We start from the raw sequence: 17839 nt of genomic DNA, 5'->3' as shown, positions 1-17839 counted from the left end.
GAGCCTGCCCATCGGGTCGATCGGGTGGGTGCCGCAGCCGCTCGCCTGTGGACAACGGAGGGGCTTGTGGACAGACCTCGCCGAACGAGTCGATCTGCTATGCGTCCGCGCGACCGGATCGGCGGGGAACGTTGGCCGGACGACTGGTCCGGCCCAGCTCACCGGCCGGCACCGGTGGCCCCGCCAGCCATTGACTGGGAACGCTGCCCGTCCCGCATAATCGGAGCCCCCTGCCGTGGAACGGACGGCACCGCTCGCGGAATCGAGGCCATGACCGATTCACCGCACGGCACCGGAACCCCGTCCGGCCGACGCCACGCCCGGCCGGCCCCGCCGAGCGGCGGCGAGGCCTGGCTCCGCGACCCGTCCCCGGCCACGCTCGCCTCGGTGGCGATCGGGGTCATGGTGGTGGTGCTGGTCGGCACGCTCAGCTTCTTCGCCATGCCCCGCCGCCCCGACCTGCCGCCGCCCGGCGGCGCCGAGGCGATCCTGGCCTCGCCCGGCACGCCGGCCGCGGACCTGGCGACCGAGTCGTACTCCCCGGCGCCCGTGTCGCTCTCCACCCGCGCCGTGCTGCCGACCCGCTCGCCGGCCCCGCCCCGCCGCACCACTCCGGCCGCCCGACCGCCGGCGCCGAAGCCGTCGGCCAGCCGGACGAAGCCGCCGGTGTCCCGGCCCGGCGAACTCACCCCGCTCCCGGCGTCCCGGGAGTCGACACTGCGCTCCAGCGGGGGCGGGCCGGAGACCTTCGTCGACTTCGTCAACGCCCGGACCGCGCCCGTGGTCGTCAACTGGTTGGACTACGACGGCCGGCGCCAGCGGTACGCGGTGCTCCAGGCGGGGCAGTCCTACCGGCAGCAGACGTACGTGGGCCACCCGTGGGTGGTGACAGACGAGCAGGGCCGCGGGCTCGCCTGCTTCGAGCCGGCCGGGCAGACGCTGCGCGCCGTGATCCGCTGACTGTCCCTTTCGGACGCTTTGTCCTCGCGGTGTAACGACATCACCACTCTGTGCGGTAATTGATCGACAGCAACTTTCGGGCGGTACGACCGCCCAGCTGTCTCACCGAGAGGAGCGGGGATGCACAAGACCTGGCGGAGGGCGGCCCTGGCGGCCAGCCTGTCGATCACGGGGGCGCTGGGTGGGCTGGTCGCTGCCGCGCCGGCACAGGCGCAGCCGGTGGCGTCCGGTTCGGTCACCTTCAGCGGTGACCAGGGCGACTACATCACCGGCGGCGGGTCGTACGCCTATTCGGTCGCCGACGGCGACCAGCTCACCACCTCCGCGTCGACCGACGCCAGCCACGTGTCGGTCAACGTCAACGGCTACGGCGGCGACTGGTGGTACCTGGACTTCGACGCCCCGGGCAGCCAGCCGCTGACCCCGGGCACCTACGAGAACGCGACCCGCTACCCGTTCAACGGCGCGGGCCCCGGCCTGAGCCTGGACGGGAACGGCCGCGGCTGCAACGAGCTGACCGGCACGTTCACCGTGCTCAACGCCGTCTTCGGACCGAACGGCTACGTCCAGACGTTCGACGCCACCTTCGAGCAGCACTGCGAGGGCGGCACCGCGGCGGCCCGCGGCGAGGTGCACATCGCCAACTCGCCGGCCCCGGTGCCGCTGGACCTCGCGCTCGCCGTGGCCACCCAGGGCACGGCCAGCACGGTGAGCGGCAAGGCGGTCGTGCACGGCACGGTCACCTGCAACCAGCCCACCTCCGTGGCGCTGTACGGCACGGTTACCGAGATCGTCAAGAAGACCATCGTCCGGGGTGACTTCACCACCCGCGTGGACTGCGCCCCGGGCACCCCGGCGGCCTGGACCGCCACCGCCTCGCCGACCGGCACCGTGCCGTTCGTCAAGGGTGACGTGGAGGTCAGCACCAGGGCCCAGGGCTACGACAGCGAGTACAACCAGTACGTCGAGGTCAACGACACCGCGGTCGTCAAGCTGATCAAGGGCTGATCCGCCGATGGGAGCGGCCGGCCCGGCGACGGGTCGGCCGCTCCGCCACACCGACGCCCGAACTGGCCGAGCCGGAAGGCGCTCCCACCTGGGCGGGAGCGCTCCACACAAAGGGACGACCCCCGTCGGGGGGAGACGGGGGTCGTCGGGGTGGTTCGGCTCCGGGGGGGTCGAGCCGAACCGACTCAGCGGTCACGGGGGGTGCAACCGCCGAGGCCTCCAGTAGCGACGAGACGTGAACTCCCGTCGTGAGGACAAGCATGCCGCAGCCGACCCTTATACGTCGAGTGGTGTTCACTCCACGCAAAGCTAATTTCTTACGCTTCCATGTGACCGGGGTCACTCGGCCGGGTGCACCTCAGGTTAGGGGTCCGGGCCGGGCGGCTGTGGGCGTCCCGTCCGGCTAGACTTTCGCGCCGTGGGCCGTGGTGCCGCTTTCTTCGATCTCGACAAGACCGTCATCGCCAAGTCGAGCGCTCTGGCGTTCGGTCGGCCGTTCTACCGGGACGGGCTGATCACTCGGCGTGACGTGGTCAAGTCGGCGTACGCGCAGCTGATGTTCCGGCTGGGCGGCACCGACGAGCAGACCATGGCCCGTACCCGGGACTATCTGGCCACGCTCTGTAAGGGCTGGCCGGTGGAGCAGGTCCGCCAGATCGTCGCGGAGACGCTGCACGAGCTGATCAACCCCTATGTGTACGCCGAAGCCGCCGCCCTCATCGAGGAGCACCAGGCTGCCGGCCGGGACGTCGTGCTGGTCTCCGCCTCGGGCGAGGAGATGGTTCGGCCGATCGGCGAGCTGCTCGGGGTGACCGACGTGATCGCCACCCGGATGGCGGTCGTCGAGGGCCGCTACAGCGGCGAGGTCGAGTTCTACGCGGCCGGCCCGAGCAAGGTCGATGCCGTGGGTGAGCTGGCCCAGGAGCGCGACTACGACCTGGCCGAGTCGTACGCGTACTCCGACTCGTACAGTGACCGGCCCTTGCTGGAGTGCGTGGGCCACCCGTCCGTGGTCAACCCGGACCGGGCGCTGCGCAGGTTGGCGCTGGAGAACGCCTGGCCGGTGCTGGAGTTCCGGCACCCGATCCCGCTGGGCCGCCGACTGCGGGAGCGGCCGGCGGTACCGGTCGCGGCGGCGGCGCTGGGCGTGGGTGTCGGAGTCGCCATCGGCATCGCCTGGTACGGCCGGCACCGCCGTACCAGGGCCGTCGCGCCCACCGCCTGACCCGTTCGGCCGCGACCGCCGGAAAAGGCACCACCCAAAGAAGGCTGCACGCGCCCAGGAGCCGGGAAAGCTGCCGGGAGGCAGCGCGCGTCAGGAGGCGGCGAGGATCTCGTCGCCGACGAGCGTGATCTGCTCCGCTCCCACCTCCACCGCGGCCATGTAGTGCCGCAGCCAGGAGCGCAGGCCGTCCGGGGTGCCGGTGGCGAAGGCGCCGGCCGCGCCGACGTACTCCGGTTCCCGCTCACGGTGCCCGACGTCCACCGCGACCAGCCCGCGGGGGTCGAACCCGGTGGAGATCAGCACCAGTCGCGCGGCGGCGCGGGCGACCACGCCGGAGGGGCCCGGGAACGGGCGCAGGTTCAGCAGTTCGCCGTGCACGACGGCGGCCAGCACCAACGGCGGTACCTTCGTGCCGCCGGCCACCAGGCCGGACAGGCCGTCGAGGCGGGCCGCCACCACCGGGTCGGCGACCGGGCGTCCCAGTTCCTCCTCGGTCACCACGTCCCGGGCGGCGAGCACGTGCAGCCGGGCGAGCACCTGTCGGGGCGCCTTCGGCCAGAGGTCGCTCAGGCCGGGCAGCGCGCCGGCCACCCGCAGCGCGCCCTGGAGCACCGGGTCGGTGACGGTGCCGGCGCGTACCTCCTCGCGGTCGTGGTCCCGGCCCTCCAGCGCGGCGCTGGCCACGGCCGAGCGGAGACTGATCTCGGCGGCGAGCGGACCGCCCTGGCGGCGCAGCGCGCGGTGCCGGTGGGCCTGGTCGACCCGGTCGCGGGCCTGCTCGACGGCGGACGCGACGTCGGCGAGCGCGAGCAGCGGGGCGAGCGGATCGGTGGTCACCCCGTCACGCTAGCGACACGGTCGCGGGTGTTAAGAAGGGGCCCTTCCTCTACCGAATGCGTTAAGCGGGGCCCCCGCCTTGCACCTCGGCGCGGAGGGGGAGCCGCTGAGCGCGCGGAGCGGGGCGGGCGGTCGCGGGTCGGGTACGGCGGGGCTAACCTTCCCCGGAGTAGGGAGACGCAGGTCACGCGACGAAGGAGCCACCGTATGAGCGAGGCATTGGCCAATCTGCTGAACGAGACGCGCCAGTTCCCGCCGCCGGCCGAACTCGCCGCGAACGCCAACGTGACCGCGGAGGCGTACGAGGAGGCGGCCGCCGACCGGCTCGCCTTCTGGGCGCGTCAGGCCGGCCGGCTGAGCTGGGCCGAGCCGTGGGAGCAGGTGCTCGACTGGTCGAACGCCCCGTTCGCGAAGTGGTTCACCGGCGGCCGGCTGAACGTGGCGTACAACTGCCTGGACCGGCACGTGGAGGCGGGCCACGGCGACAAGGTGGCAATCCACTGGGAGGGCGAGCCGGGCGACACCCGCACGGTCACCTACGCGGACCTGCACCGGCTCACCTGCCAGGCGGCGAACGCGCTGACCGAGCTGGGCGTGACGGCCGGCGACCGGGTGGCGATCTACCTGCCGATGATCCCGGAGGCGGCGGTGGCGATGCTCGCCTGCGCCCGGATCGGCGCCACGCACAGCGTGGTGTTCGGTGGCTTCTCCGCCGACGCGTTGACCAACCGGATCCAGGACGCCAGCGCCAAGGTGGTGATCACCGCGGACGGCGGCTTCCGGCGGGGCAAGCCGTCGGCGCTCAAGCCGACCGTGGACGAGGCGGTGGCGAACTGCCCGTCCGTGGAGCACGTGCTGGTGGTGCGCCGCACCGGCGAGGAGGTCGGCTGGTCGGCGAAGGACCACTGGTGGCACGAGACGGTGGAGACCGCCGCGCCGGAGCACGAGGCGCAGGCGTTCGACGCCGAGCACCCGCTGTTCATTCTCTACACCAGCGGCACCACGGCCCGGCCGAAGGGCATCCTGCACACCACCGGCGGCTACCTGACCCAGACGTCGTACACGACGCACGCGGTGTTCGACCTGAAGCCGGAGACCGACGTCTACTGGTGCACGGCCGACATCGGCTGGGTGACCGGGCACTCTTACATCGTCTACGGCCCGCTCTCCAACGGCGCCACCCAGGTCATGTACGAGGGCACGCCGGACACCCCGCACAAGGGCCGGTTCTGGGAGATCGTCGACAAGTATCGGGTCAGCATCCTGTACACCGCGCCGACGCTGATCCGCACCATGATGAAGTGGGGCGAGGACATCCCGGCGGGCTACGACCTGTCGTCGCTGCGGCTGCTCGGCAGCGTCGGTGAGCCGATCAACCCGGAGGCGTGGATCTGGTACCGGCAGTACGTCGGGCGCGGTGAGCTGCCGGTGGTCGACACCTGGTGGCAGACCGAGACCGGGGCGATGATGATCTCGCCGCTGCCGGGGGTGACCGAGGCGAAGCCGGGTTCGGCGATGACCCCGCTGCCCGGCGTGGTCGCCGACGTGGTCGACGACCAGGGTGAGTCGGTGCCGAACGGCGGGGGTGGCTACCTGGTGCTCACCGAGCCGTGGCCGTCGATGCTGCGCACCATCTGGGGTGACGACAACCGGTTCCTGGAGACGTACTGGTCGCGGTTCGGGGCGGGCGCCAACGTCGGCGACAAGTGGGTCTACTTCGCCGGTGACGGCGCCAAGAAGGACGACGACGGGCACATCTGGCTGCTCGGCCGGGTCGACGACGTGATGCTGGTGTCCGGGCACAACATCTCCACCACGGAGGTCGAGTCGGCGCTGGTCAGCCACCCTTCGGTGGCGGAGGCGGCGGTGGTCGGCGCGACCGATCCGACCACCGGGCAGGCCATCGTCGCGTTCGCCATTCCGCGCGGCAGCGCGGAGATCACCGGTGACGCGGGCGAGCAGCTCATCGCCGAGCTGCGCAACCACGTGGCGCGGACGCTCGGCCCGATCGCCAAGCCGCGGCAGATCATGCTGGTGCCGGAGCTGCCGAAGACCCGCTCCGGCAAGATCATGCGCCGCTTGCTGCGGGACGTGGCGGAGAACCGGTCGCTGGGCGACGTGACCACGTTGCAGGACTCCTCGGTGATGGAGTTGATCTCGTCGGGGATGAGTGGCGGCAAGTCCGACGAGGACTGACGACACCGGTACGGCAGGGGCGGGTCGCGCGGCGGCCCGCCCTTCGTCGTACCCGGCGCCGGGCCGGTCGATCGGCGGAGGAGTACTGGCCTGTTCACCCCTGTCGATGGCGCTTCCCGTCGGCTACGTTCAGCCGCACCGGCAAATTTCGACACGCGTCACTGAGACGGCCGGTCCCTCACCATTCCCTACGAACGGAGTGGCATGCTCGCCAGTTCGCAGTCCCGGGCCCGCCGACGACTACTCGTCGCGCTGCCCGCCATCGCCCTCGCGGCCACGTCGCTGACCGTGACGGGTAGTGCGTCGGCTCAGCCGTCCCGGTCCGCGCCGGCCACCATCGCGGCGGACGAGTTCTACATCAACTACGCCGAGCCGGAGGTGCAGCCGGACACCGGCGGCAAGGAGGCCAAGGGCAAGGACGGGGTCTTCGCCGCACCGGCGGACGAGGCCCGCGCCTACGACCGCAAGTACGCCGGCGGCAACCCGATCGCGGCCCGGGAACTGGCCAAGCTGGAGGCCAAGTCGATCCGGACCGGCCAGAGCCCCCGCAAGATCAAGAAGGCCAAGAACACCCAGACCGCCAAGCTGCTGACGCTGCTGGTGGAGTTCAACGACAAGGCCAACGACGACTTCACCGGCGTGATGGTGCCGAAGACGGTCTTCGAGGACCGCACCTGCGTGCCCGGCACGGTGCAGAACGGGCCGCGGCACAACACCATCCCGAACCCGGCCACGCTGCCGCACAAGGACAACAACTCGATGTGGGTGCCGGACTTCTCGCCGGCCCACTACGACAAGATGCTCTACACCAAGCAGGGCATCACCGAGCGGGTCCGCAAGGACCTCAAGGGGCCGGACGGCAAGCCGGGCATCAGCCTCGCCGGCCGGACCATGCACAACATGTACCTCGAGATGTCCAAGAACGCGTACACCGTGGACGGGCAGGCCAGCCCGTGGATCACGGTGCCGCACTCGGAGGGCTGGTACGCCGCCTCGCGCTGCTTCCAGGACGAGAACGGCAACTGGGTCGCCGGCCGTGAGCAGTCGATGAACGGTCACCCGGACAATCCGCAGGGCGCGGGCCGGCTCGCCACCGACGCGATCGACGCGTTGGCCGCCGCCGACCCGAACTTCCCCTGGGCCGACTACGACATCGAGGACCAGAGCGACCGCGACGGCGACGGCAACTTCCACGAGCCGGACGGCGTGATCGACCACCTGGTGCTGGTGCACGCCAACCAGGGCAAGTCCCGCGGTGGCGGCGACGTCGGCGTCTACGCGGTCTGGGCGCACTCCTCCACCGTGGCCGGTGGCTACACCATCCCGGGCACGAGCCTGAAGGTGTCGAACTACATCGTGCAGCCGGAGGACGCCGGTGTCGGCGTCTTCGCCCACGAGTTCGGGCACGACCTGGGCCTGCCGGACCTCTACGACACGTCCGGCAACGCCGACTCCGACGTGGACTTCTGGGACCTGATGGCGTCCGGCTCGCACTCCGGTGAGATCTTCCAGGCGCTCCCCACCCACATGGGCCTCTGGGACAAGTGGGTGCTGGGCTGGGCCGAGCCGAAGACGTTCGGGCCGGGCGACCGGGCCAAGCTGGTCAAGCTCGGGCAGACCTCGCGTACGCCGGTGGGCACCGAGGACGGCATCAAGATCGACCTGCCGGACAAGGTGATCACGCTGGCCGAGCCGCACAGCGGCGCGAACATGTGGTACTCCGGCGCCGACCAGGCATGGGCGGACGTCAAGCTGAGCCGCACGGTGAGCGTCCCGAACGCCGCCGATGCGAAGTTCTGGATGTGGAACGACTACGTCATCGAGGAGGACTGGGACTACGGCTTCGTCGAGGTCTCCACGGACGGCGGCGCCACCTGGACCGAGCGCAAGGTGTACGACTCCTCCGGCGCGCTGGTCTCCACCGATGACGGCTACGCCGACCCGAACGGCCGGATGGTCGACTTCGGCAACAAGAAGTACGGCCTGACCGGCAGCACCGGCGGCTGGCGCCACGACTACGTGGACCTGTCGCCGTACGCCGGGCAGACCGTGCAGGTGCGGCTGCGGTACGCCACCGACGAGGCGTTCCAGGAGCGCGGCTGGTTCGCCGACGACTTCTCGGTGACCGGCGGCGGCGCCACCACGTGGAGCGACGACGTCGAGGGCGGCACGGCCGGCTGGACCCAGACCGGCGGCACGTTCACCGACACCACCGGCGCGGGCTGGCACGTCGACTCGGGCACCCAGGTCCGCTCGCACTACTACCTCGCCGAGTGGCGCAACTTCGACGGCTTCGACAAGGGCCTGAAGTACGCCTACGACACCGTCTACTCGCACGAGGCGTGGAAGGTCGACCGGATCTCCTACAACGCGCCCGGCATGCTGGTCTGGTACCGGGACACCGAGTTGGGCGACGTCAACCACGTCACCGCGCAGATGACCGCGCTGCCCAGCTACGGCGCCAAGGGCGGGCTGCTGATCGTCGACTCGCACAACGACCCGCTGCGTCGCAAGGGCGCGGCGGCCGAGAAGGACCCGTCGGTGCTGAAGAACCTGCCCAGCCGGCCGCAGTCCTCGAACGCCGCGTTCGGCCTGACGCCGACGTACCCGTTCAAGGAGTGCCTGGAGGCGGCCGACGAGCCGTACAGCGAGTACTGCACGAAGTTCGGCGCGCAGGCGCCGGTGCGCGGCTTCACCGACAACAAGGGCTGGTACCCGGGCATCGAGATCCGCGACGGTTCGCCGTACGCGCGGGACAACGACGCCTCGGTGGTGGTCCCGTCGAAGGGCAACCAGCAGTACACGACCCGGGTGGTGAACCCGGACGGCACCCCGGCGACCGACTACTACGGTTCGACGCTGGGTGGCGGGGCGATCGTGCTCGGCACCGGTAATCCGGGTGACGCGGGCGTCGGGTACGGCACGTCGATCATCATCAAGCGCGCCGCCAAGGACAACGCGTACGCCCAGGTGTACGTGGTTCCGCCGCGGAGCTGATCGACACCTTCAAACCGGAACCGGAATGCCCGGAATACGGGCCGAACGAGCCGGATGACGGACGGGCCGGGAGCGGTAGCGCTCCCGGCCCGTTCCGTATATCCATCCGTTTCGCTGCCTTCGGCCGAACGGCCATCGCCGCTGGTCAACGCCTTGGTGACGAAGCAGAGTGTGACGGCGAAAGTCAACCCCAACAAAAAGTTGCTACAAATCGACGCACACATCTTCACAGCAGTCCCAGCAGTGTCTATGTTCACCGTGGGTCCCACTTGTGGGACGTTCCACCGGCCCGTACCCCCATGGGGCCGGTTCCCTCACACCGGAGGTACCACGTGCGCAAAGTCGCAGTGGGTCTGCTCGGGCTTTCGCTGACCGCAACGGGGCTGATGGCGGGCACGTCCGCCAGCGCCGCGCCGACGCCGAAGCTGCCAGCCGCCGCCCCGTCGGTGGCCGAGCCTGCGCAGGCTGAGCACGACCTGCCCAACCCGCTCGAGGACAAGCGGCGCGCACTGCGCCAGGAGGGCCTGAGCGAGGTCCTGTCGGGCCGGGCGAAGGCCCAGAAGATCAACGGCAGCACCGTCGTCAAGGTTGGCGAGAAGGCTGCCGAGGGTGCCGCGGCGGGCAAGGCCGCCAAGAGCACCAGGGCCGGCAAGGGTCCCACCGAGGACCAGTACGTCGAGCTCTCCCGCGAGAAGACCGACAAGATCTTCGTCATCCTCGCGGAGTTCGGCGACGAGCGGCACCCGAACTACCCGGACCAGGACACCGCCCCGGCCGTGCCGGGTCCGACCCGGTTCGACGGTCCGCGCGTCAACCAGATCCCCGAGCCCAACCGGGCCGTGGACAACTCCACGATCTGGCAGCCGGACTACAGCGCCGACCACTTCCGGCAGCTGTACTTCGGCACCAACCCCGGTGACGAGTCGCTGAAGCAGTACTACGAGGCCCAGTCCTCGGGTCGGTACAGCGTCGACGGCGAGGTCACCAACTGGGTGAAGGTCAAGTACAACGAGGCCCGCTACGGCCGTTCCAACGGCTACCCGTGCGCCTCGAACGTCTGCAACAACACCTGGGCGCTGGTCCGCGACGCCGCGAACCAGTGGGTCGCCGACCAGAAGGCCCAGGGCCGCTCCGACGAGGAGATCGCGGCCGACGTCAAGTCGATGGACGAGTGGGACCGTTACGACTTCGACGGCGACGGCAACTTCAACGAGCCGGACGGGTACATCGACCACTTCCAGATCGTCCACGCCGGCGGCGACCAGGCCGACGGTGACCCGATCCAGGGTGAGGACGCGATCTGGAGCCACCGCTGGTACGCGTTCGCCAGCGACCAGGGCAACACCGGTCCGGAGAACTTCCCGGCCGGCGGCACCCAGATCGGCAACACCGGCGTCTGGATCGGTGACTACACGATCCAGCCGGAGAACGGTGGCCGGAGCGTCTTCTACCACGAGTACGGCCACGACCTCGGTCTGCCGGACGACTACAACGTCACCAGTGGTGGGGACAACAACAACGAGCACTGGACCCTGATGGCCCAGAGCCGGCTCGGCGCCAAGAACGACGCCGGCATCGGCGACCGCGGCGGCGACCTCGGCGCCTGGAACAAGCTCCAGCTCGGCTGGCTCGACTACGAGGTGGTCGTCGCCGGTCAGAAGCGCACCCTGGAGCTGGGCCCGCAGGAGTACAACTCCGCCAAGGCGCAGGCCGCCGTGGTGGTGCTGCCGCAGCGGGCGTACGAGTTCCAGAACGGCAAGCCGTTCGAGGGTACGAAGCAGTTCTTCTCGGGCAACGAGGACGACCTGAACACCACGATGACGCGGAGCATCGACCTCACGGGGAAGAGCAGCGCCGCGGTGTCGATGAAGGGCCGTTACAGCATCGAGGCGGACTTCGACTACCTCTTCTTCGAGGCCTCCACCGACGGTGGCCAGAACTGGGTCTCGCTCCCGGGCACGGCCAACGGCCAGGCCCTGAAGGAGATCTCCCCCGGGCGTTACGCCCTGGACGGCTCCAGCGACGGCAACTGGGTCGACGTCAACGTCAACCTGGACTCGGTCGTCGGCAAGGCCGTGCAGTTCCGGCTCCGCTACCAGACCGACGGTGGCGTGTCCGAGGGCGGCTTCTACGGTGACGCCCTCACCGTGACCGCCGACGGTCAGACGCTGCTCACCGATGGTGCCGAGGCCGGTGCCCCCGGCTGGACGCTCAACGGCTGGAGCATCGTCGAGGAGACCTACACCCGTCTGTTCGACAACTACTACATCGCCGGTAACCGGTCGTACGTCTCGTACGACAAGTACCTCAAGACCGGCCCGTACTTCTTCGGTTACGCGAACACCCGCCCGGACTACGTGGACCACTACGCGTACCAGGAGGGTCTGCTGATCTCCTACTGGAACCTCCGGTGGGCGGACAACGACACGTTCGTGCACCCGGGTGAGGGTCGGAACATGATCATCGACGCCCACCCGCGGCCGATCTACAACCTGACCGGGGCGCCCTGGCGGGCCCGCGTCCAGGTCTACGACGCGCCGTTCGGCCTGAAGAAGGCGGACTCGTTCACGCTGCACCTCAACAGCCAGCCGCAGTACATCCGTGGCCAGGCCGCGCAGCCGCTGTTCGACGACACCAAGCAGTACTGGTACCCGGAGCTGCCGAACCACGGCGTCAAGCTCCCGGCCACCGGCACCAAGATCAAGGTCCTGGAGCAGGACGGCACCTCGCTGAAGGTCCGCTTCTCCTGAACCACTGATCCACGCCACACCACGACGAGGCCCGGGCAGGTCACCTGCCCGGGCCTCGCCCTGTGCCGGCGGGAACCGTCGCGACCCGCGGCGCGTCCCAAGCGGGTGACCACAACCCTCGACCGCCGCCTCGCCGCGGTCCTCGCACTGCCCCTGGCCCTGGCGCTGGCCGGCTGCGCGAACCCGGAGAACGGAGGAGACGTGTCCGAACCCCCCGCCGGTGCCGGCGCACCCACCGGACCCGTCGGCGCCACGCCGCAGCCCCCGTCCCCGACCGCACCGTCCCCGACCGCGCCGACACCGACCGCACCGGCCCCGGCCGCCTCCACCGGCCGGCCCCCGCTCTCCGCGACCGAGCTGCCGACGCTCCGGCCGCCGACCGGACCACCACGGCAGCCCACCGACCAACGCAAGCCGAACGTCCTCGCCGGCCGGCTCAGCCACGGCGGCAGCGGCCCCTGCTACACGCTGGTCACCGACGACGGCCAGGAACACGCCCTGTACGGCCCGGACCAGGGCACCTGGCCCGCCGGCACCTGGGTGCGGGTCACCGTCGGCCCGCCGCCGGCTGGCGTGGAGTGCGGGCCCGGACGGCTGGTCGGCCTGCTGCGCATCGAACGCGTGGGCTGACCCGCCCGACGCCCCGCCCCGGAGAATCCCCTGATCCTGCGCACCTGCGGGGCCGGCGGACGACCGGCGGCCCTAGGCTGTGCCCCATGACCGACCAGCGCGACGGGTTCGCCGACGAATCCTGCGTCCTGCCCGAAGGGCCGTGGACGCACCGGTTCGTCGGCGCCAACGGCAGCCGGTTCCACGTCGTCGAGGCGGGCACCGGACCGATGGTGCTCTTCCTGCACGGTTTCCCGGAATACTGGTACGCCTGGCACGAGATGCTGCCGGCGGTCGCCGACGCCGGCTTCCGCGCGGTCGCCGTCGACCTGCGCGGTTACGGCGCGAGCGACAAGCCACCCCGGGGGTACGACGGCTACACGCTCGCCGCCGACGTGGCCGGCCTGATCCGCGCGCTCGGTGAGCGGTCCGCCACCGTGGTCGGCACCGGCGTCGGCGGCCTCATCGGCTGGACCGCCGCCTCGTTCCACCCCACCCTGGTCCGCCGGCTCGTGGTGCTCGGTGCGCCGCACCCGCTGCGGCTACGGACCGCCATCGTCGCCGACCCGCGCGGCCAGTTCGCGTCCGCCACGGCCACGCTGAAGTTCCAGCTCCCCCGCTACGAGCACGTGCTGACCCGGGACGGCGCCGCCGAGGTGACGGAGATGCTGCGCCGCTGGGGCGGGCCGGACTGGGTCGACGGGCCGGACTTCGACGACTACGCCCGGTGCTGCCGGGTGGCGATGCAGATCCCCCAGGCCGCGTTCTGCGCCCTGGAGGGCTACCGCTGGGCGTTCCGGTCGGTGCTACGGCTGCACGGCTACCGGTTCGTCAAGCTGATGCAGAAGCCGCTGGTCACCCCCACCCTGCAACTGCACGGCGCGCTGGACCGGGCCTCGCTCCCCCGCACCGCGCAGGGCTCCGGCCGGTACGTCAGCGCCCCGTACGAGTGGCGGCTGCTCGACGGAGTGGGCCACTTCCCGCACGTGGAGGCCCGGGACGTGGTGCTCGGCGAGATCCTGCGGTGGGCGAAGTCCTGACTCAGACCCGCTGCTCGCCCAGCCCGGCCACCTCGGTCGCGGGCGCCCAGCCCTGGTAGACGCCGAAGTCGAACGCCTCCAGCCCCATCGCCTCCGCCACCGGCCAGCGCCCACCTGTGTACTCCACCCGCAGCCAGCCCTCGTGTTCGGCCAGCACGATGAACGGCTGCCCCTGCCAGGTGCAGGTGGTCCGCACGTACGCCAGGTCGTCGACCTCGGCCACCGGCACCACCCGGACGTACCGGCCGGGGCGCGCCTCCGTGAAGCCGTCGTCCGGTTCGGGCTGGTAGAGCCGCACGTCGTCACCGTCCGGGCTGGCCTGGTACTCCCGGCCGCGCCACCGGGCCACGTAACCGTCGCGGCTCACGCCCCGTCCGCCTTCCGCCACAGCAGCGCGTCGGTGTCCAGCACCGCGACCAGCCGGGCATCGCCGTCGGCGGCGACCCGCCACAGCTCGGCGCCGTGCGGCAGCCGGGCACTGTCCACCTTGAACTCAGCGATCACGTCGCTGCTCTCGCCCGGCGCGAAGCCGTTGCCCCGGAACGGGTACCGCTCGATGACCCAGCCCTCCATCGCCCGCATCGCGGCCTCGTTCTGCCCGCCGTACGGGATCCGGTAGAGGCTCGGCCGGTACGCCGGCCAGCGCAGCAGGTACAGCTCCTCGGCGTCCCGGGAGAACGGGGAGCCGGGATGGCCGAGACCCAGCGCGTCGAACAGCTCCGCCGGCGTACGCAGGTGGGCCAGCTCGCCGGCCCGGTGCACGAAGCCGGACACCCGGTCGTAGCCACGCTCCAGGTAGTAGGCGAGCTGGCTCGCCGCGATGGCCTTCTGCATGGTCACCGGCCGGGTCGGCTTCGCCGCCGGCGCGTCCGTCCGCGGCTCGGCCGTGGGTGCCGGTCCGGCGGCGGGCGGCTCCGGCTCGGTCTCCGGATCGTCACCGAGCCCCACCTCGGCGGCCCAGTTGGCAAGCGCCAGGACCTGCTCCCCCGGGTACGCCGCGCCGACCGGCGTGTCCGGGTTGACCCGGAACGACCAGGCCACGTCCGGCCACTGACGGATGAGCTGGACGAACTTGACCCGTACCGTGTCGACCGGCCCCCCGGCGTGATCGGCGAGCCGCTCCGGCGAGGTGTAGACAACCACGTACCGCACCCCGTCGACCGTCTCGGTACGCCAGGAGAAACCCGGATCGCCGGGCCGGCTGCCCGCCGCCGAGTCGAACGCGACCGGCAACATCACCCGGGCCAGCAGCAGCGTGGTGAGGAAGCCGTCGGTGTTACCGCTGGCGGCTGCCGCCAGCAGCTCCTCCTCCACCTCGTTCGCCGGCACGAAGTCCGGCTCGACCGCCGGGCGACCGGTGCCGTCGGTCACCGGCTCGACGCGCGGCTCCTCGGCGGCGACGTATGGGATCGGCTCCGTCTCCAGCCCCGTCTTTGACGACGGGGACGGCTCCTCGGACGGCGACGGCGCGAAGAACGACGTGGTCGGCTCGTCCGCCGCCGGCCGGCTGGCCGGCGCGAAGAGTGACGTGGTCGGCTCGTCCGCCGCCGGGCGACTGACCGGCGCGAACAGGGACACCGTCGGCTCCGCCGCGAGCGGCGCGGACAATGACGTGGTCGGCTCGTCCCCGGCCGGCGCGAACAACGACGTGGTCGGCTCGTCCCCGGCCGGCGCGAACAACGACGTGGTCGGCTCGTCCCCGGCCGGCGCGAACAACGACGTGGTGGCCTCGTCCGAGGTTGCCGGCGCGGGCAGGGACACCGTCGGCTCGTCCGTGACCGGCGCGAACAGGGACGTCGTCGAATCGTCCGTGACCGGGCTGGACAGGGACGTCGTCGACTCATCCATGGCCGGCGTGGACAGGGACGTCGTCGGCTCATCCGTGACCGGCGTGGACAGGGACACCGTCGGCTCGGCCGGAACGGGCGCGACCGGGGATGACAACGGTTCGAACAGCGACCTGACGGGTTCCCCGGCGGAGGACGTCACCGGGGTGCCCGCCTCGTCCGATGGCGACGCCGATGTTGGCGACGTCGATGCCGGCGGCGTCGACTGGGACAGCGAAGACGGAGGCGTCGGCGAAGACGGGGGCGACGACGACGGCGTGAACAGCGGTGTGGTCGGCTCGAACAGCGACACCGTCGGCTCGTCCGGGTACGTGGCCGGCCGGGCGAGCGACACCGTCGGCTCGTCCGGTCCGGTCGGCAGCGGTGCCGCGTCCGCCGGGACGGATGCCTCGGCCGTGCGGAGCGGATCGAACACCGATCTGGTCGGCTCGCTGGCCGGGGACGGGAACGGCTCGGCGGCGGCCGGCGAGAGCGGTGCCGTCGTCGTCTCCCACGCCGACCCGACCCGGTCCGAGCGCGACCCGGTGGCGAACGGTGCGGTGGCCGACGACCCGGCGTCGAACGGCTCGGCAGCCACCGGTCCGGTGGAGAACGACCCGGCGGAGAACGGCGCGGTCGACTTCTGCCCGGCAACGGACGACTCGGAGACAAACGGCTCAGAGACAAACGGCTCAGAGACAGACAGCCCGGCGACGGACGGCTCGTCGACAGACAGCCCGGCGACAGACAGCTCGGTGACGAATGGTTCGGGTGCCCTGCGGTCGTCGGCCCGCGCGGGCTCGTCGACGTCGACGGCCGGCGACCCGACCGGCTCGGCGGCGTCCACCCGGGACACGACTGGGCCGGTGGCGGCGTACCCCTCGGAAGCTGGCCCGGTCGCCGCGGGTGCGGTCAGGTCACGGGCCTCGATGACGGTGCCCTCGATGACGATCGGCGTGAAGCCGCGGCGCGGCGCGGGCGGAGCGGACACCGGCTCGGCCATCGACGGTGGCAGCTCCTCGGCTTCCGTCGGGTCGTCGAGCGGGGTCCAGCCCGGAGCGTCGCGGTCGGTGCGCGTTCCGGCCCACCGGTCGGGAGCGGGCGGACCGGAGTGCCTGCGGGGCAGTGTCCGAGGGGTGTCCTCGGGCGGGCGGGCCGGCTGGAACGGGGCTGCCGGCTCGGCCGGCGTCGGCGCGGGCTCGTCCGCTCCCACCCGGAACGGTCGGGTCTGGTCCTCGCGGACCGGCTCGTTCAGCGGCCGGCGCCGGGGGAACGGTTGGCCGCCGGCGAACCGGGAGGGCGGCGTCGAACGCTCGCCGGACCGCCTGGGGGTGTCCAGCGGCGAGGGCCGCCGGGTCGCGCGGCCCGAGGTGGGCTCGAAGAAGGAGCGGGCCGGTGGTGGGGCCGGGGGCACAGGCGGCTCGTCCGGCGTCGCCCGGCCGGCCGCGAACGGGTCTGGTTCGTCGGGACGGCGACGCAGGTCGGTGAGCCAGCCGTCGAGCGCGTCCGGGTCGGCCCCGGCGCGGCCGTGGTCACCGGGCGCCGGGCGGCGGTGCGGCGCTGTCGGGGCGCGGCGGCCGAGGAGGGGAACGGATCGCATGGGTACGGTGGCGGGCTCCTCGGTCTCCGCCACCCGCCCGCCACGGCCCGACGGGGTCGGGGATGTCGCGGCGGCGGGAACCGGAACGGACGGCGCCTCGCGGGCGGGTTCCGGGACACCGAAGCGGTCGGATTCGGCACCGACGTCGCGCACCGGCCCGGGGGCGCTGTCGCGCACCGGCCCGGGAACGCTGTCACGCACCGGCCCGGGAACGCTGTCACGCACCGGCCCGGGGACGCCGTCGCGGGCGGCCCGGGCGGCGCTCTCCACCCGCTCCAGACGGGCTCGGGCACCCATGGTCCGGCCGGGCAGCCGGACGTCGCCCCGGGCGAGCTGGGCGACGTACCAGGCGGGCAGGTAGCCCTCGATCGGCAGGCCCGGGTTCACCGCCAGCCACCACTCCTGGTTGGGCCAGCCGGCGGCCAGGTCCGGGTACGCGACGAGACGCGTGGCGCCGGCGTTCTCGCCCAGGCTGGCGCGCAGCGCGGCGACCGACGTGAACGCCAGCACGTGCGTGCGACCCTCGGAGGTCCAGGTGCCCCACCCCGCGGTCGGGCCGCCGGCGATCGGCAGCACCAGATCGACACGGGTCAGCACGCGGAAGTATTGCTGCTGGTCCTGCGCGCGTAGCGCGTCCCGCATCGCCACCTCGGCCTCGGTGGCCGGCTCCCATCCGGTCACGGGCCACCTCTCCTTCCGCGCACAGGCCACAGGCATCGCCTACAACCTACAAGGTGGTAACAAGATCACAATGCCTGGCCATCGACGGTCGGCCACGGCGTCGGCGAGGC

The 17839-nt window shown here is 71.7% G+C and carries 10 protein-coding genes and 1 pseudogene; 8 read left to right on the top strand and 3 right to left on the bottom strand.

What is annotated here, in order from left to right:
• Positions 1-270: 270 nt before the first annotated feature.
• From C8054_RS00725 to C8054_RS00715, 3 genes are all read left to right on the top strand, one after another.
• Positions 271-960, top strand: a complete 690-nt coding sequence (locus C8054_RS00725) for a hypothetical protein (protein ID WP_107154704.1) — start codon at positions 271-273, stop codon at positions 958-960.
• A 120-nt stretch (positions 961-1080) separates the two neighbouring features.
• A complete protein-coding gene (locus C8054_RS00720; RefSeq protein ID WP_107154703.1) occupies positions 1081-1968 on the top strand; it encodes a hypothetical protein in 888 nt (295 codons plus the stop codon).
• A 418-nt stretch (positions 1969-2386) separates the two neighbouring features.
• Positions 2387-3193 (top strand): HAD family phosphatase, encoded by an 807-nt coding sequence (locus tag C8054_RS00715; protein WP_107154702.1) that lies wholly within the window; start codon positions 2387-2389, stop codon positions 3191-3193.
• Positions 3194-3283: 90 nt separating this feature from the next.
• On the opposite strand, the gene C8054_RS00710 is transcribed toward C8054_RS00715, so the two are convergent.
• Complete coding sequence (locus tag C8054_RS00710) at positions 3284-4030, bottom strand: oxidoreductase (RefSeq protein WP_107154701.1); 747 nt, start codon at positions 4028-4030, stop codon at positions 3284-3286.
• 207 nt (positions 4031-4237) lie between these two features.
• On the opposite strand from C8054_RS00710, the gene acs reads away from it, so the two are divergent.
• From acs to C8054_RS00685, 5 genes are all read left to right on the top strand, one after another.
• Positions 4238-6226 (top strand): acetate--CoA ligase, encoded by a 1989-nt coding sequence (gene acs / locus C8054_RS00705; protein WP_107154700.1) that lies wholly within the window; start codon positions 4238-4240, stop codon positions 6224-6226.
• 204 nt (positions 6227-6430) lie between these two features.
• The gene (locus tag C8054_RS00700) at positions 6431-9223 is read left to right on the top strand and encodes an immune inhibitor A domain-containing protein (RefSeq protein WP_107154699.1); all 2793 of its coding nucleotides are present in this window, start codon (positions 6431-6433) and stop codon (positions 9221-9223) included.
• A 347-nt stretch (positions 9224-9570) separates the two neighbouring features.
• Positions 9571-11973 (top strand): immune inhibitor A domain-containing protein, encoded by a 2403-nt coding sequence (locus C8054_RS00695; RefSeq protein ID WP_107154698.1) that lies wholly within the window; start codon positions 9571-9573, stop codon positions 11971-11973.
• Positions 11974-12174: 201 nt separating this feature from the next.
• On the top strand, positions 12175-12603 hold the full coding sequence (locus C8054_RS00690; protein WP_146179828.1) for a hypothetical protein: 429 nt from the start codon (positions 12175-12177) through the stop codon (positions 12601-12603).
• Between the two features lie 86 nt (positions 12604-12689).
• Positions 12690-13622 (top strand): alpha/beta fold hydrolase, encoded by a 933-nt coding sequence (locus C8054_RS00685; RefSeq protein WP_107154696.1) that lies wholly within the window; start codon positions 12690-12692, stop codon positions 13620-13622.
• 1 nt (position 13623) lies between these two features.
• Here the strand turns inward: C8054_RS00685 and C8054_RS00680 are convergent, their stop codons facing one another.
• Positions 13624-13989 (bottom strand): hypothetical protein, encoded by a 366-nt coding sequence (locus C8054_RS00680; protein WP_107154695.1) that lies wholly within the window; start codon positions 13987-13989, stop codon positions 13624-13626.
• A pseudogene (locus C8054_RS32470) lies at positions 13986-14957 on the bottom strand (SseB family protein); the annotation flags it as partial. The gene C8054_RS00680 and the pseudogene C8054_RS32470, both read right to left, overlap by 4 nt.
• Positions 14958-17839: the final 2882 nt, after the last annotated feature.

The organism is Micromonospora sp. RP3T, assembly GCF_003027925.1.
GTDB lineage: Bacteria > Actinomycetota > Actinomycetes > Mycobacteriales > Micromonosporaceae > Micromonospora.
Note: the sequence above shows the minus strand (reverse complement) of the source record. Positions and strands in the feature narration are given on the sequence as shown.

Bases quoted from the DNA above. Each gene is read 5' to 3' on its own strand.
- C8054_RS00725 (WP_107154704.1), top strand. From the start codon at position 271: ATGACCGATTCACCGCACGGCACCGGAACCCCGTCCGGCCGACGCCAC.
- C8054_RS00720 (WP_107154703.1), top strand. From the start codon at position 1,081: ATGCACAAGACCTGGCGGAGGGCGGCCCTGGCGGCCAGCCTGTCGATC.
- acs (WP_107154700.1), top strand. From the start codon at position 4,238: ATGAGCGAGGCATTGGCCAATCTGCTGAACGAGACGCGCCAGTTCCCG.
- C8054_RS00700 (WP_107154699.1), top strand. From the start codon at position 6,431: ATGCTCGCCAGTTCGCAGTCCCGGGCCCGCCGACGACTACTCGTCGCG.
- C8054_RS00685 (WP_107154696.1), top strand. From the start codon at position 12,690: ATGACCGACCAGCGCGACGGGTTCGCCGACGAATCCTGCGTCCTGCCC.